The organism is Amycolatopsis ultiminotia (genome assembly GCF_039536925.1).
GTDB lineage: Bacteria > Actinomycetota > Actinomycetes > Mycobacteriales > Pseudonocardiaceae > Amycolatopsis > Amycolatopsis ultiminotia.
Genome location: NZ_BAAAZN010000009.1, coordinates 131,686 through 153,940 on the forward strand (window position 1 = coordinate 131,686; position 22,255 = coordinate 153,940).

General features: G+C 69.1%; 19 protein-coding genes. 2 read left to right on the plus strand and 17 right to left on the minus strand.

The window, feature by feature from the left end:
- Nucleotides 1-193: 193 nt before the first annotated feature.
- The 8 genes from ABD793_RS21680 to ABD793_RS21715 form a co-directional block, all read right to left on the minus strand.
- Entirely contained in the window at nt 194-2,944 is a 2,751-nt protein-coding gene (locus ABD793_RS21680; RefSeq protein ID WP_344862735.1) for an AfsR/SARP family transcriptional regulator, read from the minus strand.
- A 374-nt stretch (nt 2,945-3,318) separates the two neighbouring features.
- Complete coding sequence (gene thpD / locus ABD793_RS21685) at nt 3,319-4,221, minus strand: ectoine hydroxylase (RefSeq protein ID WP_344862737.1); 903 nt, start codon at nt 4,219-4,221, stop codon at nt 3,319-3,321.
- A 71-nt stretch (nt 4,222-4,292) separates the two neighbouring features.
- A complete protein-coding gene (locus tag ABD793_RS21690) occupies nt 4,293-4,688 on the minus strand; it encodes an ectoine synthase (RefSeq protein WP_344862739.1) in 396 nt (131 codons plus the stop codon).
- A gap of 24 nt (nt 4,689-4,712) precedes the next feature.
- Entirely contained in the window at nt 4,713-5,960 is a 1,248-nt protein-coding gene (gene ectB, locus ABD793_RS21695; RefSeq protein WP_344862741.1) for a diaminobutyrate--2-oxoglutarate transaminase, read from the minus strand.
- 38 nt (nt 5,961-5,998) lie between these two features.
- Nucleotides 5,999-6,499, minus strand: a complete 501-nt coding sequence (gene ectA / locus ABD793_RS21700) for a diaminobutyrate acetyltransferase (protein WP_344863112.1) — start codon at nt 6,497-6,499, stop codon at nt 5,999-6,001.
- Nucleotides 6,500-6,712: 213 nt separating this feature from the next.
- On the minus strand, nt 6,713-9,694 hold the full coding sequence (locus ABD793_RS21705; protein WP_344862743.1) for a patatin-like protein: 2,982 nt from the start codon (nt 9,692-9,694) through the stop codon (nt 6,713-6,715).
- Nucleotides 9,695-9,734: 40 nt separating this feature from the next.
- Nucleotides 9,735-10,988 carry a DUF445 domain-containing protein gene (locus tag ABD793_RS21710; protein ID WP_344862745.1) on the minus strand — a complete coding sequence of 418 codons (1,254 nt, stop codon included), beginning with the start codon at nt 10,986-10,988 and terminating at the stop codon, nt 9,735-9,737.
- A gap of 5 nt (nt 10,989-10,993) precedes the next feature.
- Nucleotides 10,994-11,785 carry an Abi-alpha family protein gene (locus ABD793_RS21715; protein ID WP_344862747.1) on the minus strand — a complete coding sequence of 264 codons (792 nt, stop codon included), beginning with the start codon at nt 11,783-11,785 and terminating at the stop codon, nt 10,994-10,996.
- 77 nt (nt 11,786-11,862) lie between these two features.
- On the opposite strand from ABD793_RS21715, the gene ABD793_RS21720 reads away from it, so the two are divergent.
- Nucleotides 11,863-12,633, plus strand: coding sequence for a hypothetical protein (locus ABD793_RS21720; RefSeq protein WP_344862749.1), 771 nt, complete (start codon nt 11,863-11,865; stop codon nt 12,631-12,633).
- Nucleotides 12,634-12,679: 46 nt separating this feature from the next.
- Here the strand turns inward: ABD793_RS21720 and ABD793_RS21725 are convergent, their stop codons facing one another.
- Together ABD793_RS21725 and ABD793_RS21730 are read right to left on the minus strand one after the other, a co-directional pair.
- The gene (locus ABD793_RS21725; RefSeq protein ID WP_344862753.1) at nt 12,680-13,081 is read right to left on the minus strand and encodes a lipopolysaccharide assembly protein LapA domain-containing protein; all 402 of its coding nucleotides are present in this window, start codon (nt 13,079-13,081) and stop codon (nt 12,680-12,682) included.
- Between the two features lie 46 nt (nt 13,082-13,127).
- A complete protein-coding gene (locus ABD793_RS21730; protein WP_344862755.1) occupies nt 13,128-14,264 on the minus strand; it encodes a dipeptidase in 1,137 nt (378 codons plus the stop codon).
- Between the two features lie 64 nt (nt 14,265-14,328).
- On the opposite strand from ABD793_RS21730, the gene ABD793_RS21735 reads away from it, so the two are divergent.
- Complete coding sequence (locus ABD793_RS21735) at nt 14,329-14,781, plus strand: MarR family winged helix-turn-helix transcriptional regulator (protein ID WP_344862757.1); 453 nt, start codon at nt 14,329-14,331, stop codon at nt 14,779-14,781.
- Nucleotides 14,782-14,820: 39 nt separating this feature from the next.
- On the opposite strand, the gene ABD793_RS21740 is transcribed toward ABD793_RS21735, so the two are convergent.
- From ABD793_RS21740 to ABD793_RS21770, 7 genes are all read right to left on the minus strand, one after another.
- On the minus strand, nt 14,821-15,537 hold the full coding sequence (locus ABD793_RS21740; RefSeq protein WP_344862759.1) for a class I SAM-dependent methyltransferase: 717 nt from the start codon (nt 15,535-15,537) through the stop codon (nt 14,821-14,823).
- A 113-nt stretch (nt 15,538-15,650) separates the two neighbouring features.
- Nucleotides 15,651-16,133, minus strand: coding sequence for an RNA polymerase sigma factor (locus ABD793_RS21745; RefSeq protein ID WP_344862761.1), 483 nt, complete (start codon nt 16,131-16,133; stop codon nt 15,651-15,653).
- Between the two features lie 131 nt (nt 16,134-16,264).
- Nucleotides 16,265-17,122, minus strand: coding sequence for an amidohydrolase family protein (locus ABD793_RS21750; protein ID WP_344862763.1), 858 nt, complete (start codon nt 17,120-17,122; stop codon nt 16,265-16,267).
- On the minus strand, nt 17,119-18,693 hold the full coding sequence (locus ABD793_RS21755; protein ID WP_344862765.1) for a benzoate-CoA ligase family protein: 1,575 nt from the start codon (nt 18,691-18,693) through the stop codon (nt 17,119-17,121). The genes ABD793_RS21750 and ABD793_RS21755 overlap by 4 nt, the downstream gene beginning before the upstream one ends.
- Nucleotides 18,694-18,703: 10 nt before the next feature.
- A complete protein-coding gene (gene boxB / locus ABD793_RS21760; protein WP_344862767.1) occupies nt 18,704-20,125 on the minus strand; it encodes a benzoyl-CoA 2,3-epoxidase subunit BoxB in 1,422 nt (473 codons plus the stop codon).
- A gap of 4 nt (nt 20,126-20,129) precedes the next feature.
- The gene (gene boxC / locus ABD793_RS21765) at nt 20,130-21,785 is read right to left on the minus strand and encodes a 2,3-epoxybenzoyl-CoA dihydrolase (RefSeq protein WP_344862768.1); all 1,656 of its coding nucleotides are present in this window, start codon (nt 21,783-21,785) and stop codon (nt 20,130-20,132) included.
- Nucleotides 21,786-21,816: 31 nt separating this feature from the next.
- Complete coding sequence (locus ABD793_RS21770) at nt 21,817-22,254, minus strand: hypothetical protein (RefSeq protein WP_344862770.1); 438 nt, start codon at nt 22,252-22,254, stop codon at nt 21,817-21,819.
- Nucleotide 22,255 lies beyond the last annotated feature (1 nt).

Sequence of the window (22,255 nt, forward strand, 5' to 3'; positions counted from 1 at the left end):
ACCACGGGCCCGGCGCCGGTTTCGCAGCCTTGCCCCTCCCCTAGGGCTCCACCGGCGTCGCGGCCGACCCTACGCGCGCCCGCCGCCGGATGGCTAAGAATCCACTAAGGATGCCCGCACCGGGTATGCCTGAACTGGGAGAACGAGGGATTGCGACGCACCGGCCGGGCAACGTGCCCGGCGCGGGAACCGGTTAGTGCAGCTCCGCCGCTTCCTTCCGCAGTGCCTCGATCCGGCTCGGGTTCATCCGCTCGTGCAGCTCGATCGCCCGCTCGTACTCCGCGCGAGCCTGTGGCACTGCGGGTCTCGCCCGCAGGATCCGGGCCAGCGTGACGCGCAGAATGGCTTCCTGCAGCTCGAACTGCCGCGTCACGGCGAGCGCCACCGCCTCCGTCGCGTAGCGCTCCGCACTGTCCAGGTCGCCCACGCACAGGTGCAGTTCGGCCAGGTTGTTCATGGAGACCACCGCGTAGCTGTCGTCGCCGAGTTCCCGGTCGATCCGAAGCGATGCCAGCTGGTGGCTGATCGCCTCGACCGGACGGCCGGCGCGTTTCTCGGTCTCGGCGCAGTTGTTGAGCGCCTGCCCGCGCAACTCCAGGTCACCGGTGCGCTCGGTCTCCGCAACGGCTTCGAGCAGGCAGCCGATCGCCTCGTCGTACCGGCCGAGCAGGGTCAGCACGCTGCCGAGGTGGATTCGGGCCACGGTGGAGGATCGTTCGTCGGCAAGCTCGCCGGCCAGTTCGACAGCACGTTCGGCGTCGGCGAAACTGTCGAGGGAAAGCTCGAAGGTCAGCGCGATCGCGCATCGGGAGATCAGCATCCAGCACTGTCCGAGCGGTTCTTCGGCGGCTTCGGCGGCGGCCAGCCCCAGATCGACGAGCCGGGTCCACTCCTCATACAGCGGGCACACCACCCGGTAGGTGTGTGCCACGCGCGCCAGCCGCCAGACGTCGGCGTACCGCGCCTGCGCGTACGCCGCATCCAAAACCGCCAGCAGGGTGGGCCATTCCGCGGCGAACCAGTCCTGCGCCTCGTCGAAGGTGCGCAACGGCGGGAGCCCCTCGGCAGGCACGAGATCGGTGAGGTCGAGCGGATCGACGATGCGCAGCATCCGCCGGCGCGCGGTGTCCGACGCCGCCTGGTGATAACGCACCGCCTGGTCGAGCACTGCCACCCGTTCCTGCGGTGCCAGCTCCGATTGCGCCAGCTCTCGCAGGTACAGCCGGACGAGGTCGTGCGGGGCGAAGACGTCGCGGGCGACCTCGGTGAGCAGGCTCTGCGCGGCGAGTGTGCGCAGTGCGCGCCGGGCTTCGGCCACCGGGATCCCCGCGACCGCCGCGGTCAGGTGCGGCCCGATCTGCCTGCCGGGCGTCACGCCGAGCCGCAACAGAATGTGCGCGAGTTCGGTGGGCAAGCCGCGGAAGGAGACGTCGAACGCCGCGCGCACCCCGTCGTCGGCTCCGGTCACGTCCAGCGCGGACAGCCGGGTGCACTCGTCGGACAGCTCGGTCACCAGGTCCTGAACTGTCCACTGTGGACTTACCGCGAGTCGCGCGCCGGCGATCCGCAACGCCAGCGGCAGGTATCCGCACAGCCGGGCCAGCGCGTGGTTGAGGTCGTGGTCGCCGGGGCCGGCCAGCTCCTCGAGCACGCGCACCGCGTCGTCGGCCGCGAGAGTGCCCAGTACCCGCAGCCTCGCCGCGTCGGACACCACCAGCCCCTCCAGCCGCGACCGGCTGGTGACCACCGTCCGCGATCCCGAGCCCGGCGGCAGCAACGGGCGCACCTGCTCGGCCGAACGCACGTCGTCGAGCAGCACGAGCATCCGGCGCCCGGCGATCAGCGACCGGTAGAGCGCGACCCGCTCGTTCAGCCGTTCGGGCACCTCGTCTGCAGGCACCCCGAGCCCGAGCAGGAACTGCGCCAGCAGGTCTGCCGGTTCCAGCGGCGCGTGGTGCGGATCAAAACCGTGCAGCGAAGCGAAGAGCACGCCGTCCGGGAAGTGTCGCGCGGCGCGGTGCGCCCACCAGATCACCAGCGCGCTCTTGCCGACACCCGCGGTACCGGACACCACGGCGACGCCGCCGGGCAGTCCGTCCAGCCAGGCCAGATCCGCTTCCCGCCCGGCGAGCGCAGGCACCGCGGGAGGCAGCTGCGAGGGCGCACCCGGTACCGCGGGCGCCGGCACCGCGGCCTCACGCACAACGAGGTCGTCGTTCAGCACGCGTTCGTGCAGCCAGCGCAGATCGGCGCCCGGTTCCACGCCGAGTGTGCGCAGGGTGGCGCGGTGGACGGTGCGGTACATCTCGAGTGCCTCGGCACGCCGGCCGCCGTGGTAGAGCGCCCGCATCAGCTGGCCCGCGGTGCGTTCGGCCAACGGATCCGCCCGCACGATCGGGCTCAGCTCCACAATCAGCTCGTTGTGCCTGCCCAGTTGCAGATCCGCGTCTACGCGCGCACCGTGGATCGCCAGCCACAGGTCCGCCAATTCGGGCGCACGCACCGAATCCGGCACTCCGGAAAGCGCGGGGCCCTGCCACAACGCGAGTGCGCGCGCCAGCAGTTCGGACGCGCGTTCCGGCGGTTCCAGCGCGGCCCGGTCGAGCAGTGCCCGCGCCTGGTGCACGTCGATCCGCTCGGGCGCCAGGGCGAACTGGTAACCGGGCGGGCTGGTGTGGATTTCCGCAACCGGCCCGCCGGGCATCTGCCGCAGGATGCGCCGCAGGTGCGAAACGTTGCCGTGCACGATGGTCCGCGCGGTGGCCGGCGGATCATGGCCCCACAACGCGTCGATGATTTCCTCGAGCGGTACGACCTTGCCCGCGCGCAGGGCGAGCAGCGCGAGCAGCCCACGGACTCCCGGGCCACCGATGGGCACGACCCGGTCACCCTCGAGCAGCCGCACCGGGCCGAGCAGTTCGACCCGCGCGCCGGCGTCGGCCATGCTCGCGCGCACCTCCCGAGCTCATCCCCAGCCAGACTGGCCAATTTACCGTGCGCAGGCACGGACAGAAACCGTGCAGGCGGGAATTCCGGACATCGGGAACAGACGAGCCCGGCTCCGCGTCATCAGTCCCAATCTGATGACGCGGGGCCGGGCTCGGTGACATCGGCCGGGCCGCCAGGGGGCGCGGTCCACCCGATCTCCTGCTGCCCACTGGCGATACGGGTGAGCTCACCCCGAGCGGAAAACCCGGACCACCGTAGGCAACGTTGCTCCGTGACCAGGCCGACTGGCCCCGGACGGAGTGGCGACAACGTAACAGCACGCACATTCCCCGCTACCGGCGACCCACCGGGCGAGCGCGGTGGCGCTGGTCACCGCGTGATCGGCGTGCTGTTGCGACCGGCGATGAAGGAGGGCCGCGGTGCACTGGCCGCGTACGGCTCCTGCAGCGCGTTCTCCACGCTGTTGAACACCAGGAAGATGTTCGACCGCGGATACGGGGTGATGTTGTTCGACGAGCCGTGCATGATGTTCGAGTCGAACCAGAGCGCCGAACCGGCCGCACCGGTGAACTGGTCGATGCTGTGCTCGGCCGCCATCGCGGTGATGTCGTCCTCGCTGGGCACCCCGACCCGCTGGTCCTTGAGCGAGCTCTTGTAGTTCTGGTCCGGCGTCTCGCCGACGCACTGCACGAACGTGCGCTGCGAGCCGGGCATGACCATCAGCCCGCCGTTGAACACGTAGTTGTCGGTGAGCGCGATCGAGCAGCTGACCGCCCGCGGTGCCGGCATGCCGTCCTCGGCGTGCCAGGTCTCGAAATCCGAATGCCAGTAGAACCCGGTGCCCTTGAACCCGGGCATGTAGTTGACCCGGCTCTGGTGGATGTAGACCTCGGAACCGAGGATCTGCCGGGCCCGGTCGAGCACTCGCGGATCACGCACGAGCTCGGCGATCAGCTCGGAGGTCTCGTGCACGTCGAAGATCGACCGGACCTCGCCGGTGCGCGCCTCGGTGATCACCCGCTCGTCATCGGCCAGCCCGTCACCGGACGACATCCGGACAAGGTCCTGCCAGTACGTCTGGACCTCACCAGGGGACAGCAGGCCCTCGACGACCGTGTACCCCTTGGCATCGTGGTTCGCCAGGGTCGCCGCGTCGATCGGGCCGTCTGCCTCGGTTCCCCACACCGTGGGGTGCACGCGCGGAAGTCGCTCCGGCGTGCCGGTGATCCGGGTCGGATAGCCGTCGTCGACCCGGGTGTCCATCAGCGTCACAGCTGCTCGCCTCCTGTTCTCCTGGTGTTCGTTCTCTTTTCGCTGGTGGGAGTGTGGTCAGTCAGGGAGGATCAGGCGGTTTCCTCGATGATCAGCGGGTACACGCCGTTCTCGTCGTGCACCTCGCGTCCGGTGACCGGCGGGTTGAACACGCACACGCACTTGATCTCGGTCTTCGGCCGGACCTGGTGCTTGTCGTGGTCGTTGAGCACGTAGATGGTGCCCGGCTTGAGCGGGAACACCTCACCGGTCGCCTTGTTCTCGACCTCACCTTCACCGGAGGTGATGAAGACGGCCTCGATGTGGTTGGCGTACCAGAAGTCGTTCACCGTGCCCGCATACAGCGTGGTCTCGTGCACCGAGAACCCGAGCCCCTCCTTGGCGAGGATGATGCGCTTGCTGCGCCAGTTGGGGGTCTTGATGTCAGCATCGGTGTCGGTGATCTCGTCGAGCGTGCGGACCAGCAAAGTCGGCTCCTAATCGGTCGGTTGCTAAAGGACAGCGGCGACGGACTCGTCGATGATCGACAGGCCCTTGCCCAGTTCGTCGTCGGTGAGGGTCAGCGGCGGCAGCAGCTTCATCACCTCGCCGTCGGGACCGGAGGTCTCCATCAGCAGACCACGGTCGAAGGCTTCCTTGCACACCGCGCCCGCCAGCTTGCCGTCGGCGAACTCGACACCGCGGGCGAGACCGCGGCCCTTGGCGACGAGGTTGGCGTCGGGATAGCGCTCGACGATCTCCTTGAAGGCGTCGCCGATGCGCTCGCCCTTGGCCTTCGTGGACTTCTCCAGCTCGTCGTCGCTCCAGTAGGTGCGCAGCGCCTCGGTCGCGGTCACGAACGCCGGGCTGATCCCGCGGAACGTGCCGTTGTGCTCGCCCGGCTCCCACACGTCCAGCTCCGGCTTGATCAGCGTGAGCGCCATCGGGATGCCGTACCCGCTGATGGACTTGGACAGGCAGACGATGTCCGGTTTGATGCCTGCGTCCTCGAAGCTGAAGAACGGGCCGGTGCGGCCACAGCCCATCTGCACGTCGTCGAGGATGAGCAGGATGCCGTGCCGCTTGCACAGGTCGTCGAGACCCTTCAGCCACTCCAGGCGTGCGGCGTTGATGCCGCCCTCGCCCTGCACGCCCTCGACGATCACCGCGGCAGGCTCGTTCAGGCCACTGCCGGAGTCCTCGAGCAGCTTCTCGAAGTAGAGGAAGTCGGGGAACGCGCCGTCGAAGTACTTGTCGTAGGGCATCGGCGTGGCGTGCACCAGCGGGATACCGGCCCCGCCGCGCTTCATCGAGTTACCGGTGACCGAGAGCGCACCCAGCGTCATACCGTGGAAGGCGTTGGTGAAGTTGATGACCGCTTCCTTGCCGGTCACCTTGCGCGCCAGCTTCAGCGCGGCTTCCACCGCGTTGGCGCCGCCGGGACCGGGGAAGACGATCTTGTAGTCCAGCTCGCGCGGGGCGAGGATCTTGTCCTGGAAGGTTTCCAGGAAGTCCCGCTTCGCGACGGTGTACATGTCCAGCGAATGCGTCACGCCGTCCCGCTGGATGTAGTCGATCAGCGCTTGCTTGAGCGCCGGGTTGTTGTGCCCGTAGTTGAGCGCACCCGCCCCGGCGAAGAAGTCGAGGTAGGCCTTGCCGTCCTCGCGGTAGAGCCAGCTGCCCACGGCGCGGTCGAACACGACCGGCCACCCCCGGCTGTAGCTGCGGACTTCTGATTCGAGCTCTTCGAAGATGCTCATGACGTTTTCTTTCGCTCCTACTCGGCGAAATTGACCGATCAGTTACGCAGCAACGGACCGATGCGGTAAAGGTCCTCGGGCTCGTGCCCGCTCTCGTCGTCCGGAAAATCTTCGGCCGCGAACAGCCTGCTGCTCTCCAGCGCCGCGTTCCAGCGCTTCGCGAAGGACGCGAACAGCCGGATCGACGCCTCGTTGTCCGGTGTGATGGTGGTTTCCAGATACTGCACACCATCGTCGGTCAACCGGGCGAACAGGCTGTCGAGCAGCTGCCCGGCCAGGCCTTTCCCGCGCTGCGATGCGTCGACCGCGACCTGCCACACGAGCGCGGCCGCGGGATCGGACGGCCTCCGGTAAGCGATCACGAATCCTACCGGTACCCCGTCCACGCGGGCGACGACCGAACTCTCCGCAAAATCCCGGCACCACAGCAGGTACGCATATGGCGAGTTGAGATCAAGCTTGTGCGAATCGCGAGCGATTCGCCATAGAGCGGCGCCATCGGCCTTGGTCGGGGATTCGATCAAGTGCTTTCCGGACATACCTTGGAAACGTAACAGAGAATTTTCCCGCTGCCAGCGACCCACGCCACGCCCACCGCCCTCACCTGGGGCTACGCGGTTACCCCGGTGAGGAGGCCCACAAACATGTTTCATCCACCGACATCCGGGGAATGCCGTGCGCCTGGGCCGCTCACCCGGAGTGAACGGCCTCGTCTACCCCGACCATGCGACCTGTTCGGCCTTCGCGCAACTTCACCGGCGCCTGCCGGGCCGGATACGGCCCACCAGCGCACCCACCGGGGTCCACACCGCGGGCAGCAGGAGCAGCAGCACCACGACGAGCCACCACAGCGGTGCCTCACCCCGTCGCCAGCCCGCCACCACCGAGCCGAGCCAGCCGAACAGCGGGTGCGCAAGGGGCGGCAGGAAGGCGGCGAACAGCAACGCGGCCACCACGAGCACCGCCAGCACGGTGAGCACCATCCGCCACGAACGCGGCAGCGTCAGCAGGCTCACCAGCAGGAACACGAGCGCGCCCGCGGCAATCGGCATTCCCACCCACTGCAGCACCGCACCACCCGCACCGCCGAGTATCAGCCCGGCGATCGCCGTGACCGCGGCGGCGAGCAGGTTCCACGGCCGGGCCAGCCGGGTCGCGCCCTGGGTCACCCACCACGCGCTGCGCCCACCCACCTGCGCGAGCTTCGCCGCAGGCTGCAGTGACTTCGGCACCCGGGTCGCCGCGGCCGCCGCGTTCAGCCCGGCTGCGCCGGCCTTCACCAGGGTCTTGGTGAGCAAGGTGGAACCCAGTTCACCCTCGAACCGTTCCGCGGAGACCTGGCACGCCTGGAATGCACGCTGGGCCGCCTGGTCACCGGAGTGCTGTTCGGTCTCCTGCCCGGTGTCCAGCGGACGAGCGGCCATCAGTTTGCGGAAACTCTCCGAAGGCTTGCCGTTCCCCTCTTTCGCGTCCTCGCTCGCCTGCCGGGCGACGATCGGTAGTTCCGCACGCGCGATCTGTGCCTGCCGGGCCCGCGCGAGCACCATCGCGGTCACCGGGAGGCTCGAGGGCAGTTCGGTACCGAAGTCCACCGGTGCCAGGTTCGCGTCGAGGCCGAGGAACGCCAGCTCTTCACCCAGCTGCTCGAGCAGGGCGGGCAGATCGTCGGCGTTGTCGCCTGCGGACGGGGGCTGCCAGCCGATCGCGGTGAAGCTCGCACGGACCTGCTCGCGGAACTCCTCACGGCCGACCACGTCCCGCAGCATCTTCAGCCTGGCCGGCTCCAGCAGGCACTGCATCAGCCAGCCCGCACCGTCGATGCGGCCCCACATCCAGTCGTTCGCCCGCCACGACGACTTGTAGAACGCCCCGAAGTTGTTCGCCTGGGTACCGGTGAGCTTGTCCTCGCAGCGCGCCCTCGACAGGTCCAGCAGCGTCCGGGTGTCCGCGCTGACCTGGACCAGGTCCACCCGCTGGTCCACCGACGGCAGTTCGGCGAGCAGCCCGCGGGTCGCCACGTGCAGCAGGAGCAGCCGGGAGAGCAGCTCCTCGTCGGCGGGCTCGGCGTCGGCGAGCCGGAACCAGTCCAGCAGCGTCGTCACGGTGTCCACCGGGTCCTCGGCCCGGTCCTCCTCGCCGGCGAGCGTCCGCAGCACCGGCGCGGCGGACCGCAGCGCGGCGAGCAGCTTCGGCCAGGCACCCCGGACGTCGTCCGACACGCCGAGCTCGGCCCATTCCCTGGCGAGTTGCCCGATCCAGTCCGCCAGGCTGGTGCCCTTCGACGGCGGCTCGTGATGGGCCACCCAGGTCGAGAGCCGCACACCACGGGCGGCAGCCTTGCGCGCGGCATGCAGCTGAACCCTGGCGGCGTTGAGCGCCTCGGCCTGCCCGGCGTCCGGGAACAACCGGAAACCGGCGTTGACCAGTTGGAGGCCGGTGGCCACTGCGTCGTCCACCGCCGTGCTGCGGTAGCGCGCGATCTCCGCCACCGGGCAGGTATCCCCGGGCATGGTGTCCGGCATCCCGTGCCGCAGCCCGTCCGCGGCAACGTCGAACAGCCGCGCGGATTTCCCCGCCGCCCATCCACCGTCCTTTTCGGACAGCGTGTACCGGCGGCCCGCGGCGCGGACCAGATCGGCCGCGTCCTGGGCAACCCGCCGATCACGGTAGGCACGCAGCACCCGCTCGTCGACGAGTTCCCCGCTGCGCACCCCGAACGACGCCAGCGCCACCCTGGTGTCACGCGCTCGGACGACCGAGGAGTTATGTCTGGTCAGCTCGTCGAGCTCGGTGCTGATGGTCTGACTCAGCACGGTGGAGACCACCTTCGCCAGCGCGGAGCCGAGCAACGGCGGGTTCGCCGGGTCGTACGGCATCGCCGCCGCATCCCCGTCGACGGCAGGCACCACGTAGAGCAGCAGCCGTCGCACGTCCGCGGACGAGGGCTGTTCGAAGATCTCCTCCAGCGCCGGGCCGAGCGGCTTGTTCACCAGCACACCGCCGTCGGTGATCCAGTGCGAGCGCACCAGGTCGGTGTAGTCGGTCATGTCCGGGTGCATCCGGTCGGCTCCATCGGCGCCGATCGGCGTGCGGGACAGCTCGAACGCGCCGGGGAAGGAGGCACTCGACCGCGCGGCGAGCGCGAGCGGGCCGTGCACCCGGTTGTTCCACAGTGGACCGTCGAACCGGTACAGCATGCGGTGTTCGGTGTCGCGCACCAGGTTGCCGAGAGCGTCGTCGTAGCGGGTGGTCTCGCCGTCGAGCATGGTCCCGGTGAGCAGCACGGTCACCTCCGGCGGTTCCGTCGGTACCACGCCTGCGCCGGTGATGTCGTGCAACGACCGTTCCAGCTCGCCGAGCAGCACCCGGTCACCGTCGAGCAGCGAGCGCGGCTGCGCTTCCCCCGGGTCGCGGATGAGGTTCGACAGCGAGCCCGCGCTGAGCCAGGTGTCCCGCAAGACCGCAGGGGTGGACCGGTACGCCTCGGCAAGACCGAGACAGGCCGCGTTGATGCCGCCCGCGCTCGTGCCGGTCAGTACGTCGAGGCGCACCGTGGCATGCAGCAGATCGAGCAGCTGCCGGTAGCCGCTTCGATCGCCGGTAGTGCGGGAGGCGTTCAGCAACGCGGACGTCTCGGTGGCGATCCCACCCATCCACACGGCGAGGCTGGCGCCCCCGACCATGGTCATCGCGATCCGGATCTCCTGCGGCCATGGCACCGCCGACTCACCCATGGCGGCCAGTCTCTCGGCCACACAGGGTCGAGAGCAAGGGTCAGGCGGCGAGATGTTCCAGCAACAGCACCTGCGCCTCACCGACCGCGAAGCCGAGCACCGCACCGGTCGTGATGAGGATCCACTCGTCCTGCTGGAACGCCGGGCGCAGCAGCTGCTCGAACTCCTCCGGCGAGAGCTCCTTCATCTTGCTGACCAGCACGTTGCGGATGTCCATCGCGTCCGTGGCGTAGTCCTCCAGGTAGCTCATGGTCTCCGGCAGCCGCGCCATGATCTGTTCGGAGATGGCCAGCTTCATGTCCTGGTAGCGGCGGCTGCCGATGGCGAACACCACCAGCGGTTTCGCCAGGTTCGCCGCTCTGCCCAGTTCGACGTCGAGCTGCCGCTGGATCAGCGCAAGCACCCGGTCGGACAGCGGACCGCGCAGCACCGCCTCGATCACGTTGTGCGGGGTGATGATCTCCTTGGCGATCAGCTCGCCGTATGCCTCGGCGACCTCCGCGCGGCGCTTGAGGAACAGGCCCTGCCACCGCACGCCGAAGTACTTCTTCTCCTCGATCGGGTAGAAGATCATCCGCAGTGCGAGCCAGTCGGTGAACCAGCCGGTGAACAGGCCGAAGATCGGCATGATCAGCGGAAACTTGAACAGTACCCAGGCCACCATCTGGATCACGCCGATCAGCCCGCCGAACACCAGTCCGGAGCGCGCGATGAAGGTGAACTCCTTCGCGCCCGCCTCCTGGAAGATCCGGTTGAGCAGGCGTTTGTCCTTGACCAGGCTGGTGACCACCATGCCCTTGAGGTCGAACACGCTGTCCACATCGGACTGGATCAGCTCGAGCACGGCCTTGACCATGCGCGGCGCCTCGGTCTGCACGCGCTGGATCACCATCCGCTGCACGGAAACCGGCAGCGATTCCCACAGTCCGGCCTGGTAGTGCCCGGCGACCTCGCGCACGATGTCCTCGACCGCGGCGAGCATCGGCTTTTCGATTTCCTTGGCGATCCGCTCGGCGTCAAGGCGGGAGATCACCTCGGCCGGTTTGATCAGCTGCTCGGTCATCGTGTCGCAGGCGATGCTGGCCATCCTTGCCGCGCGTTTGGGCACGATGCCCTGCCAGCCGAGGAACGGTTTGATCCCGATGAACTCGACGGGTGCGAACATCATCCGGATGGCGACCAGCTTCGTGCCGTAGCCGATGAGCGCGGCCACCACCGGGATCGAGACGTAGAGCGGCCAGTGCGCGGCGAAGTCGTCGAGAACCCCGCCGAGGAACGCACCGAAGCCGCCCACCCCGTTCAGCCCGCGCTCGGGTCGCAGGCCTGCCAGAACTGCGCACCCAGCCGTGAGACGTGGACCGTCCGCCGGATCACCTTGATGCGCTTGAACTGTTTCTCGACCTCGCGCACGGCTTCGTCGGTCAGCAGGATCTCGTACTGCGTCTCCAGCGCGGGCACCTCCTCGTCGAGTTCGACCAGTCCGAGCCCGATCAGCCGGGTGAGGTAACCGGGCACCTGGTCGGCCATCGTGACCCCGGCCGCCTTGCCGACCGTTGAGGCGTTGCGCAGCACGATCCGCCCGGTGCCGCCGATCGCGGTCCGCTCGGCGACGTCGATCGCGGGGAACGGCGACCCGTCGGACAGCGCGGCGAGGATGCGTGCCTCGTCCGGGGTGAGCTGGCGGAGGATGATCGCGTAGAGGTACTCGCGGGCCCGGTCGCGACCGAAGCCGATCGAATGGTTGAGCAGTTCGGCCATCGCCGCGCGGAGCGGTTCGAGGTGATCACGCGCGGGCACCAGGGCCACGGTGGCCTCGACCGGGCGGCCGTTCGTATCCGGCCGGTTCATCGCCGAGGCCGCGGTGAGCGCCGCGTGGTACGGGTCGTCGACCTCGTCGAGACGACGGCGCAGCTCACTGAGCAGACCACGCTCGACCTGGCGGAAACCGCGTTCGGCGGTGTCGATGCCGGGCAGCTTCTTGGTCAGCTCGAAGCCGGTGCGCGCCGCCCAGCCCGCCAGTTGCCCTGCCCGGCGGGCCAGGTTGGCCACGTCCTCGGCGGTGCCGCTGCCGTTCGATCGCTGGTAGTCCACGGGCGTGCTCCCCTCGCTGTCCGCGCTGATGCTACCTGCGGGTAGTGGGAATCGCGCCGGGATGACCACGGTGTTGGATGTCCGGCATGACCGTGCCGCCGTGGGGACCGCCGATCGACGTGCTGCCGCTGCTGGCACGGGAGGAACAGGCGCTGGTCGGGCTGCTGTCCGGCGTCGGCCGCGACGAGTGGACGGCGCCTGCCGCCGGTGGTGCGACGGTGCACGAGCTGATCGCGCGGGTACTGGGCAGCAAGCTCGCCCGGCTTTCCCGTGACCGCGATCAGCACCGCGTCGGCGATCCGGGCACGTTCGACGCGCACTGGGTACCGGCGACGCGGCAACTGTCGCCGGAGGTGCTGTTCGCGCTGCTCGTGGACAGCACTGCACAGCTGACCGAACTGTGGAAACACCGCGACCTCGACGAACCGCTGGACGACGCGCCGGCGTGGCTCGTCCTCGCCCGCGATTACGCCGGATTCTGGGTGCGCCAGCAACAGGTCCGCGAAGCAGTGGGCGCGCCACTGCTCGACGATCGGGAGCTCCGGACGCCGGTGGTGGACACCTTCCTGCGCGCACTGCCCGAGGCGCTGCGTTCGGTGCCCGCGCGAACCGGCCGTCAGGTGGCCTGCGCGGTGGAGGGGGCCGGCCGCTGGACCGTTCGCTCGACCGGCGACGGGTGGACGATCGCCCCCGGCGCCGCGACCTCCCGGTCCCCGCTGGCGTCGATGACCACCGACGCGGACACATTCTGGCGCCTGTGCACGGGCGAGAACGTCCGCGACCGCCTCCGGACCACCGGCGACCCGGAGGTCTGCGACGCGGTGCTCAGCTTGCGGGCCGGGCTCTAGCCACCGGCCAGCGCCGCGGTTTGCCTGCCGCGGTACCAGCCGGCCGTCACCGGCGCGGTCTGCGGGCCTGCTTGCGCAGCTGCAGGATGCGTGCACCGCCGACCAGCGCGACCAATGCGGCGCCGGCGATGGCCGCGAAGAGCATGGCCACCGCCAACGGCATGCTGCCGTTCGCGCCGAGGAAGTGCACGGTCGCCGTGTCGAGGTTCTGCAGGATGAAGATCAGCAGCAGCACCAGCACGATGATCGCCACGATCACCGAGATCCAGGTGCCGCTGACGCGGGTGCGTTTGATCTTCGCCGGTTTGCCGGTGGATGCCCGTCCGGCGGACGGGGGCACCGCACCGGGGCCGGCGGGTTCGGGCGAGCCGGGCACCTCGGCGCCCGGCGCCTCGGGGATCTCGGATTTCGCGACCTCGGTGGGGTCGTCGCCGCGCGCGTGGGACATACCGTGATTGTCCGCCCGCGCGAGGTGGTTCGCCCAGCCGTGCCTCCTAACGGGTGAGGTCGGTGTCGCGCAGCACGCGCAGTGTGTTCCGGCCGGCGAGCTTCGCGCAGTCCTCGTCGCTCCAGCCGCGTTCCATCAGCGCCGCGAACAGCACCGGGTACTTCGACACGTCCTCCAGGCCTTCCGGCAGCGTGCCGACACCGTCGTAGTCACCGCCGAGGCCGATGTGGTCGATGCCCGCCACCTCCCGCGCGTGCTCGACGTGCGCCACCACGTCGGCGACGGTGGCCTTCGGCTTTGGCGGTGCGTCCCAGGTTTCGGTGAACCGGGTGCGCGCGCCGAGGTCGCGGAAGTCCTGTCCGGCGTCGGTCATCGCGACCTTGAGCCGGTCGTCCCATCCGGTCACCTCCGCGGAGATGAACGCCGGCACGAAAGTCACCATCGCGACGCCGCCGTTGCCGGGCAGCTGCGCGAGCACGTCGTCGGGAATGTTGCGCGGGTGATCGTTCACCGCACGGCACGAGGAGTGGCTGAAGATCACCGGAGCGCTGGTGACCTGCAGTGCGTCGCGCATCGTGCTCGCCGCGACGTGCGAGAGGTCGACCAGCATGCCGATCCGGTTCATCTCGCGCACCACGTCGCGGCCGAAGTCGGTGAGACCGCCGTGCGCAGGCTCGTCGGTCCCGGAATCGGCCCAGGTGGTGTTGAGGTTGTGGGTGAGCGTCAGGTACCGCACGCCGAGCCGGCGCAGCACGCGCAGCACACCCAGCGATTCGGCAATGCAGTGCCCGCCTTCGGCCCCGAGCAGCGACGCGATCCGCCCTTCGGCGAACGCGGCCTCGGCTTCGTCTGCGGTACGCACCAGCCGAAGCCGGTCCGGATAACGCTCCGCGAGCTGGTGGACCACCTCGACCTGTTCCAGTACCGCGGTGACCGCACTGTCGCCCTCGAATTGGCACGGCACGTAGACCGACCAGAACTGGAGGCCGAGTTTTCCGTCTGCCAGCTTGGGAAAGTCGGTGTGCAGACCGGGCTGCCGGGTGGTCAGGTCGAGCCCGGCCGCCGCGTCGACCGGATTCGGCCCGGCCTGCTTCCGCAGCTCCCATGGCAGGTCGTTGTGGCCGTCGGCCAGTATCACGGTGTCGAGCAGCTGCGTGGCGCGCGCCAGGTCCCCGGAGGTCATCCTCCGACCCTAGCGAACCACCAAATCTCTCACGCGCAAGATACTCTCGCGGTAGACTCGCCCGGTGACCCCCGACCCACGCACGGACGACGACGAAATCGTGACCTGGTGGGGCCTCGTGATCGAGGGCTACCTGGCCACCCAGGACAAGCTGATGGGCGAGATCGCCGACCGCTTCGGCCTGGCACCGGCGTCGTTCGACATCCTGATGCGCCTGGTGCGCTCCCCGCAACACCGGATGCCGATGACCCGCCTTGCCACCGAAGCAGCACTGTCGAGCGGTGGGTTCACCAAGGTGGCCGACCGGCTGGTCGCCGCCGACCTGCTGCGCCGCATCCCCAGCCCGGAAGACCGCCGGGTCACCTTCGCCGCCTTGACCGACCACGGCCTCGACGTGGCGACCAAGGCCAGGGCGGCATCCGCGGAAATCCTGCGCCGCATCGTCTTGACCCCGCTCGGCGACGAGGCGGCAGCCTTGGCCGGCGCGATGCGCACCCTCCGCTCAGCCAACGGATAACCAACGCGCCCGGGTCTAGCGGTGCTTCGGCGGCGCGGGCTACCTCCGCTCGGCCACCAGATGCCAGACCGGCATCAACACCATGCCGTCCTCGCCGAGTTCGACCGGACCGGCCGGGGGCAGATCGAGACCGGCCAGCACAGCCACCTTCTGCCGCAGCGCGGCGAGCATGTCGGCGCGGACCGGGCTGGTGTAGTGCTCTGCCGTGAGCGCACGGATGCGCCAGCCTTCGGCGAACGTGCGGCGCAAGTTGTCCGCGGAGACCGGGTTCGGGCCGATGTGGTTGGTTTCCTTGTCCGACATGGCGAACAGGTGCAGTACCCCGCCCGGCCGGAGGGCGCGGTGTACCGCGGCCGCATAGCTGCGTTGCTCTTCCTCGGTCTCGAAGCAGTGGTAGAGGATGCTGTCCAGCGCGGTGTCGAACCGGTTTTCGTAGCCGCTGAGAGTGAGCGCGTCGGCCAGCGCGAACTCGACCTCCACTCCGCGCGCGGCCGCGCGCTCGCGAGCCTGCTCGATCCCGGCGGCGGAGTTGTCCACCGCGGTCACCCGATAGCCGCGGGAGGCCAGGAAGATCGCGTGTTCACCCTGCCCGCACCCGACGTCGAGCACGGCGCCGGAGAACCCGCCCGCCTCGACCACGTCGACCAGCACCGGCTGCGGCCCGCCGATGTCCCACGGGACCCCGTCGAGCCCCTCCATCAACGACACTTCACCGCGGTAGAGGGCGTCGAAATCGGCCTCGGGAGGACTCGGCACGGACATCTCCACCTCACACCGGACGAGCAGGCTGCTTCGGAAGAGCGGACGTTCCCACACGGACCTGGAGGCCAGGTCAAGACGAGTTCGATTCGGGTGTCGTGCCGCCGGGGTCAGGGGTAGCCGAACCCCTGGGACTCGAGGCGGCGACGGAGGACGTCCAGGCAGCGGCGGCGCAGCGTGCTCACACTGCGGCAGGAGATGCCCAGTTCGACGGCCATCTGCTCGTGGCTCAGTTCCGGGTGGTGCGCGATCAGCGTCATCAGCCTGCGCTGGCGTGGCGGGAACTGGGCCACCGCTTGCCACAGTGCGGTGGCTCGTTCGCCGGCGAGGAACGCCGCCTCGGGGGAATCGACCGGCGGTTCCGGTTCGCGACGCCGGACGCGGCGGCGCACCGCGCGGATCGCGTGCCTGCGGGCCACGGTCGTCAGCCAGGCACCGAGACGGTCGCGGTCGTGCAGTGCGGTGGGACGGGCCAGCAAATCCAGCCACGCCGACTGGCAGGCGTCCTCGGCGTCGCCGCGCAGGCCGGGGTCGGCGGCCACCACCCGGACGACCTGCGCGGACACTCGGCGCACCTCGTCTTCGTGCGACATCCCGGATCCCTTCGTCAGCGGTCGAAATGCTGACGAAACCGGGTACCGCACCGGATCCGCCGGAGCAGGCACATCGCCGGATGTGATGATCAACTTCGAGCAGTGGTATCCAGCGAGCGCCCGCTGCCTCGTCAGGAAGCCAGGCCCGGCATCAGCCGCACGGCGTTGCCGGAGAGCACCCCCGCCAGGACCTCGCCGGGCAACCCCAGATCCGCCACCGCCCGCACGTTCACCGCGGTTCCCGGCACACCCGGCCAATCCGTCCCGAAGATCCACTTCCGGGCGAGCCGCACCAGGTCGAACCGGGCGTAGTACTCCGGCAGCTTCTTCGGCGGCAGCCCGGCCAGGTCCAACCACACGTTCGGCCGCGACTGTGCCATGAACGCCGCCACGTCGTACCACCAGCCGCGGCCGCCGTGCGCGAAGACGAAGTTCACCTCCGGGAAGTCTTCGACCACGTCGGACAACAGCTGCGGATCGCCGAAGCTCGCGCGAGAACCGGGGAAAACCGACAGCCCGGAATGCAGGATGACCGGAACACCGCGATCCGCGCACAGCTCGTAAACCGGGTACAGCTCCTTGTCCGCCGGGGAAAAGCAGCCGTGCACGGGGTGCAGCTTCAACGCCACCGCGCCAAGGCCCAGCTGCCGGCGCACCTCGTCGCGCAACGGGTGGTGCAGATGCGGATTCACGTTCGCCACCAGCCGGAACCGCGCCGGATTGTGCGCCACCAGCGGCAGATTGTCCTCAATGGACTGGATGCCGGTCGCGCGTGGGCTGTACTCGCAGAACAGCAATACCCGGTCGACGCCCTCGCGCTCCATCAGCTCGTCCATCGCGGACGGGATCACCGCGCCGTCGTCGTCGTACACCGTGCGCCACGGGTAATCGCGGGCGAAATCGCGAGCCCAGTCCAGCCAGGCCGGTTTGAGCGTGGGCAGCCGCGGCGTGTGCACGTGGGCATCGACCACGAAGTGTTCGTCGATCACGATTGCGGCTGCGGTTCCAGCAACGATTCCCGCACCATTTCGCGGAGCACGTTGCGGCGGATCTTCCCGGTTGCGGTCTTCGGCAGCTCGGCCAGCTCGACCACGCCGCGCGGCCGCTTGAACGAGGCCAGTCCGGACCGGCTGAACTCGATCAGCTCATCGGCGTCCACAGTGGCCCCCGGCGCGGTGACCACGCAGGCCACCGGCTTGTCGAGCCCGTCCGCGTCCGGCGCGGCGACCACCGCCACCTCGGCCACCGCCGGATGTCGCAGCAACTGTTCCTCCACTTCGGACGGCGAAACCCAGATCCCACCCGCCTTCAGCATATCCCCGAACCGGCCGAGGCAGGTGTAGGTCCCGTCGGCATTGCGCAGGTAGCTGTCCCCGGTGCGCAGCCACTCCCCTTGGAAAACCTGTTTCGTGACCGCATAGCGGGCCCAGTATCCGGACGCGGTCGACGGTCCGGAGACGTACAGCTCGCCCGGCTGTCCGGATTCCTCGATCACCGCCCCCTGCTCGTCCCGGATCTGCACCCGGTACCCGGGTACCGCGACCCCGGTGCTGCCCGGCCGGACCGAACCGGGACGGTTCGACAGGAAGATGTGCAACGCCTCGGTCGACCCGATCCCGTCCAGTATCTCCACCCCGAACCGCTCGCGGAACCGCGTGAACAACGACGCAGGCAACGGCTCGCCGGCGGAAACCGCGTATCGCACCGAGGAAAACGAGTCGTCCGGCACGTCGCCTGCGGCCAGCAGGGCGGCGAAGAAGGTGGGCACCCCGAAGAACAACGTCGGCCGGTCCGCCCGTAGCCGCGCGGCGAACAACGCGGGCGTCGCACGGGCCGGTTCCAGCAGCGTGGTGCCGCCGGCGGCGAGCGGGAAGAACGCCGAATTCCCCAGTCCGTAAGCGAAGAACAGCTTCGGTACGGACAGAAACCGATCCTGCGGCACCGTCTGCAGCACGTGGCGCGCGTAGGTGTCGCACACCGCGCGAATGGACCCGTGCCGATGCATCGCGGCCTTCGGCTGCCCGGTCGTGCCCGAGGTGTAGAGCCACAACGCCGGCGAATCCTCCGCGGTGTCCGCCGGCACGAAGGCCTGACCGTCCATTGCGGTCACTTCGGTCCACCGGTGCACCCGCACGCGGGACGGGAATCCCGCCGGATCCGCCCGGTCGAGCAGCACGTCGGCCACCTCGGGCGCGCCGGTCAGCGCGACCTCGGCCTGCGCGGCGAATTCGCCGGACACGCACAGCACCCGCGCCCGCGAGTCCACCAGCATGGCACCCAGTTCGAGTCCGGTGACCATGGTCGAGACCGGCACCGCGACGGCACCGGCGAGCATCGTGCCGAGTATCCCGCTCAGCAACTCGACATCGTCGACCATGCAGAACATCACGCGTTCCTCACGGCGCACGCCGAGCTCCCGCAATCCGGCGGCGACCCGGTGGGCCTCGGTGGCGAGTTCGGCGTAGCTCAGTGTCCGGCGCGCGGACACCACCGCAGGCGAGTCCGGCCGTCCCCGGCCGAGCAGGAACTCCGCCGCGTTGAAGCTCTCCGGAACCGTCATGGCCTCCCCCTCAGGTGAGGTACACGTACTCGTAATCGAAGGGCTTGCCGTTGATGCCCTGCCGCGGCGGTGCGACCCAGCTGGCGATCTTCCCCCGCTCGTACACCGGGTGCATGAGCGAACGGACGAAAGTCAGGTCCTCGGCCGTCGGCAGCCACTTGTGCCGGGCCGCCTCCCAGGTGGCCTCGTCGACCAGGCTGCCGTCCGGCGTCACGTGGTGCCCGGAGTTTATGCCGACCTCACGGTTGAAACCAGGGTGCGGCAGGTGGAACCGGAAGTCGATGCCCGCGTCGGCGAGGATCTTGTTCCACCGGTTGACCCCGGTCTGGCAGTCGGCGGTGTACTCGCCGCGCAGGTCGAGGTTCAGCAACAGGATCGCCTGCAGTTCCTCGGTGGTCCAGGTGCCGTCGTCGCGCGGGCGGTCCAGCAGGCGGCTGTCGTCGGTGAGCTTGTGGTCGTCCTTGCGCCGGGTTTCCTGCCAGCGGCCCTTCAGCCCGGCGGTGTAGTAGTTCGCCGCGTTCGTGGACGTCTCGCTGCCGAACAGGTCCAGCGACACGGTGTAGTGGAAGTTCAGGTACCGCTGGATCAGGTCCAGCGGGATGCCGCCGTGCGCAGCGATGTCGTAGGTGTCGTGTTCGCGGATCAGCTCGGCACTGCGCAGCACCACCCGGTCCACGCCGGTGGTGCCCACCATCATGTGGTGCGCCTCCTCCTTGAGCATGAACTCACACGTGCGGGACAACGGGTCGAACGAGCTCTCCTTCAACGTGCCGAGCTGGTATTTGCCGTCCCGGTCGGTGAAGTAGGTGAACATGTAGAACGCCAGCCAGTCGGCGGTCTCCTCGTTGAACGCGCCCAGGATCCGCGGCGCGTCCGGGCTGCCGGAGTTGCGCAGCAGCAACCCCTCGGCCTCGTCCCGGCCCTCCCGTCCGAAGTAGGCGTGCAGCAGGTACACCATCGCCCACAGGTGCCGCCCCTCCTCCACGTTCACCTGGAAGAGATTGCGCAGGTCGTAGAGGCTCGGCGCGGTCATCCCGAGCAGCCGCTGCTGTTCCACCGACGCGGGCTCGGTGTCGCCCTGGATCACGATCAGCCGCTGCAGATCGGCGCGGTACTCACCGGGCACCTGCTGCCACACCGGTTCGCCCTGGTGCTCGCCGAACCCGATCCGCCGATCCGCGTCGCGCTCGGCGAGGAAGATCCCCCACCGGTAGTCCGGCACGTTCACGTGGTCGAAGTGCGCCCAGCCGTCCCGCCCGACGCTGACCGCGGTGCGCAGGTACACGCCCTCGGTCTCCAGCGTGGGACCCATCTCGCCCCACCAGTTCAGGAACTTCGGCTGCCAGCCCTCCAGCGCCCGCTGCAGCCTGCGGTCCTCGGCGAGGTGCACGTTGTTCGGGATCTTGGCGTCGTAGTCGATCTTTTCCGGCATGGGGTCATACCCGCTTCCTGTCGAAGACCGCCTTCTGACCGGTGCCGTAACGGCGCAGCGCGCCCTCCTGGCCGGACGCGTTCGGTCGGGTGAAGATCCAGTTCTGCCACGCGGTGAGCCGTCCGAAGATCTTGGTCTCGACGGTCTCCGGGCCGACGAACCGGTGGTTCGCCTCCATCCCGGTCAGCGCATCCGGGCTCAGCGACGCCCGTCCCTCGAGCGCGATCCGGATCTCGTCCTCCCAGTCGAGGTCGTCCGGGGCGTCGGTGACCAGGCCGAGCTCCACGGCATCGGCCGCGCCCAGCTCGCGATCGCGTTCCCTGGCCAGCCACGCGAGGTGGTCGTCGTCGCGGTAGAACCGCGACTGCAGCCGGGACAGTCCGTTGCCCATCGGGAACACCCCGAAATTGGCCTCGGACAGCGTGATCGACGCGCGTTCCTCGGACTCCTCGTCGTCGATCGGCGGACCGTCCAGGAGATACTGCCGATCCGCGGCCAGCGCCAGTTCCAGCAGTACGCCGGCAAAGCAGCTGCCCGGTTCGATCAACGCGACCAGCGTCCGGCTGGTGACGTCGAGCCGCTTCAGCGTGCGCTTGTAGTAGTGCAGGATTTCGTTGCCCAGCCAGTCTTTCGCACCGAGTACGGCCTGCTCGTGCGCCAGCACCTTCGCCGGGTCGCCCTCGGTACGCAGCACCCACGTGCCGAGTTCCGGTTCGTTCGTGCGCAGCCGCAGGATCGCGTCGTCCAGCTCGCGGGTGAGCCGCAGCAGCCAGCCGTCGGCACCCTCCTCGTGCAGGTCGCCGGGTTCCCCTTCCGGACCGAGCACGGTGATCGCGGCCAGTGCTTTCGCCCGGTCGTAGCCGACGCGGACGTGCCGGTACCGGAGGCCGTCGCCGTCGGTCTCCGGGTCCAGCGGGGTCAGCGCGACCCCTGCTTCGGCGGGCAGCCGTTCGGATTCGGCGGCCAGCGCACGCGCCCTCGACAGCACCTGCTCGCGGAACTCCGTTCGCGGCACCAGCTCGTCGACCAGCCGCCACTCGACCGCGGTGCGGCCCTTGATCCCGTCCGGCCGGGTGGCGAACACATCGGCGAGGTCGCGCCGGACCCGCCGTTTGTCGACGAGCCGGGTCAGGCCGCCGGTGCCGGGCAGCACCCCGAGCAACGGCACCTCCGGCAACGCGACGGTGGAGGAGTTGTCGTCGACCAGCAGGATTTTCCGGCAGGCCAGCGCGATCTCGTAGCCACCGCCGGCGCAACTGCCGTTCACCGCGGCAAGGTAGGTCTGGCCGGAGAACTCGGTGGCGTCCTCCATCCCGTTGCGGGTCTCGTTGGTGAATTTGCAGAAGTTGACCTTCCACTCGTGCGAAGACCCGGCGAGCATCCGGATGTTCGCACCGGCGCAGAAGACCTTGTCCTTCGCGCTGGTCACGATGACCGCGCGCACCTGCGGGTGCTCGAAACGCAACCGCTGCGTCGCGTCGTAGAACTCGATGTCGACGCCGAGGTCGTAGGAGTTGAGTTTCAACTCGTACCCGGGCACGAGCCCGCCCTCGGCGTCGACATCCATTTCCAGCCAGGCGACGTCGCCGTCCACCGTCAGCCGCCAGTGCCGGTAGCTGTCGGGATGCCGCTCGAACGTGACGGGTGTGGTGGGAGTCACCCTCTGATTGTCTACACGAGCACGACGGACGTCAATGTTGTGTAGAGACTCGTTCCGCCACGCTCGCCCGGTTGAGCACCGACCAGGCCCAGACCACGAACGCCCACAACGCGAGCGCGGCCACCACGTCACCCCACAGCGGGACCATCCAGCCACCCGGCAGGCCGGACACCCCCAGCAGGAAGTGTCCGGCCGTAGCGACCCCGGACAGCGAGTAGACGAGCAGCAGCACGAGCGCCCGCCGGTATCGGCCCTGCAGGTAGGCGCGGTAGCCGAACACGGCGATGACCGTGAACACCACCCATGCCACGGCGACCCCGACCTGGCCCACCGTCTCGTTCAGCCCTTCGACCGGCGGATACGCCCGGGGCTGCAGGACCATGTGCCAGTAGTGGAATGCAGTGCTGAGCACCGAGAACACCAGAATCGCACGCAGCGGCGGGTGGCCTTTCTCCCGTAGCACGTCCATC

Bases quoted from the DNA above. Each gene is read 5' to 3' on its own strand.
- ABD793_RS21680 (WP_344862735.1), bottom strand. From the start codon at position 2,944: ATGGCCGACGCCGGCGCGCGGGTCGAACTGCTCGGCCCGGTGCGGCTG.
- ectB (WP_344862741.1), bottom strand. From the start codon at position 5,960: ATGAGCATCTTCGAAGAGCTCGAATCAGAAGTCCGCAGCTACAGCCGG.
- ectA (WP_344863112.1), bottom strand. From the start codon at position 6,499: ATGTCCGGAAAGCACTTGATCGAATCCCCGACCAAGGCCGATGGCGCC.
- ABD793_RS21705 (WP_344862743.1), bottom strand. From the start codon at position 9,694: ATGGGTGAGTCGGCGGTGCCATGGCCGCAGGAGATCCGGATCGCGATG.
- ABD793_RS21720 (WP_344862749.1), top strand. From the start codon at position 11,863: ATGTCCGGCATGACCGTGCCGCCGTGGGGACCGCCGATCGACGTGCTG.
- ABD793_RS21725 (WP_344862753.1), bottom strand. From the start codon at position 13,081: ATGTCCCACGCGCGCGGCGACGACCCCACCGAGGTCGCGAAATCCGAG.
- ABD793_RS21730 (WP_344862755.1), bottom strand. From the start codon at position 14,264: ATGACCTCCGGGGACCTGGCGCGCGCCACGCAGCTGCTCGACACCGTG.
- ABD793_RS21745 (WP_344862761.1), bottom strand. From the start codon at position 16,133: ATGTCGCACGAAGACGAGGTGCGCCGAGTGTCCGCGCAGGTCGTCCGG.
- ABD793_RS21755 (WP_344862765.1), bottom strand. From the start codon at position 18,693: ATGACGGTTCCGGAGAGCTTCAACGCGGCGGAGTTCCTGCTCGGCCGG.
- boxB (WP_344862767.1), bottom strand. From the start codon at position 20,125: ATGCCGGAAAAGATCGACTACGACGCCAAGATCCCGAACAACGTGCAC.
- ABD793_RS21770 (WP_344862770.1), bottom strand. From the start codon at position 22,254: ATGGACGTGCTACGGGAGAAAGGCCACCCGCCGCTGCGTGCGATTCTG.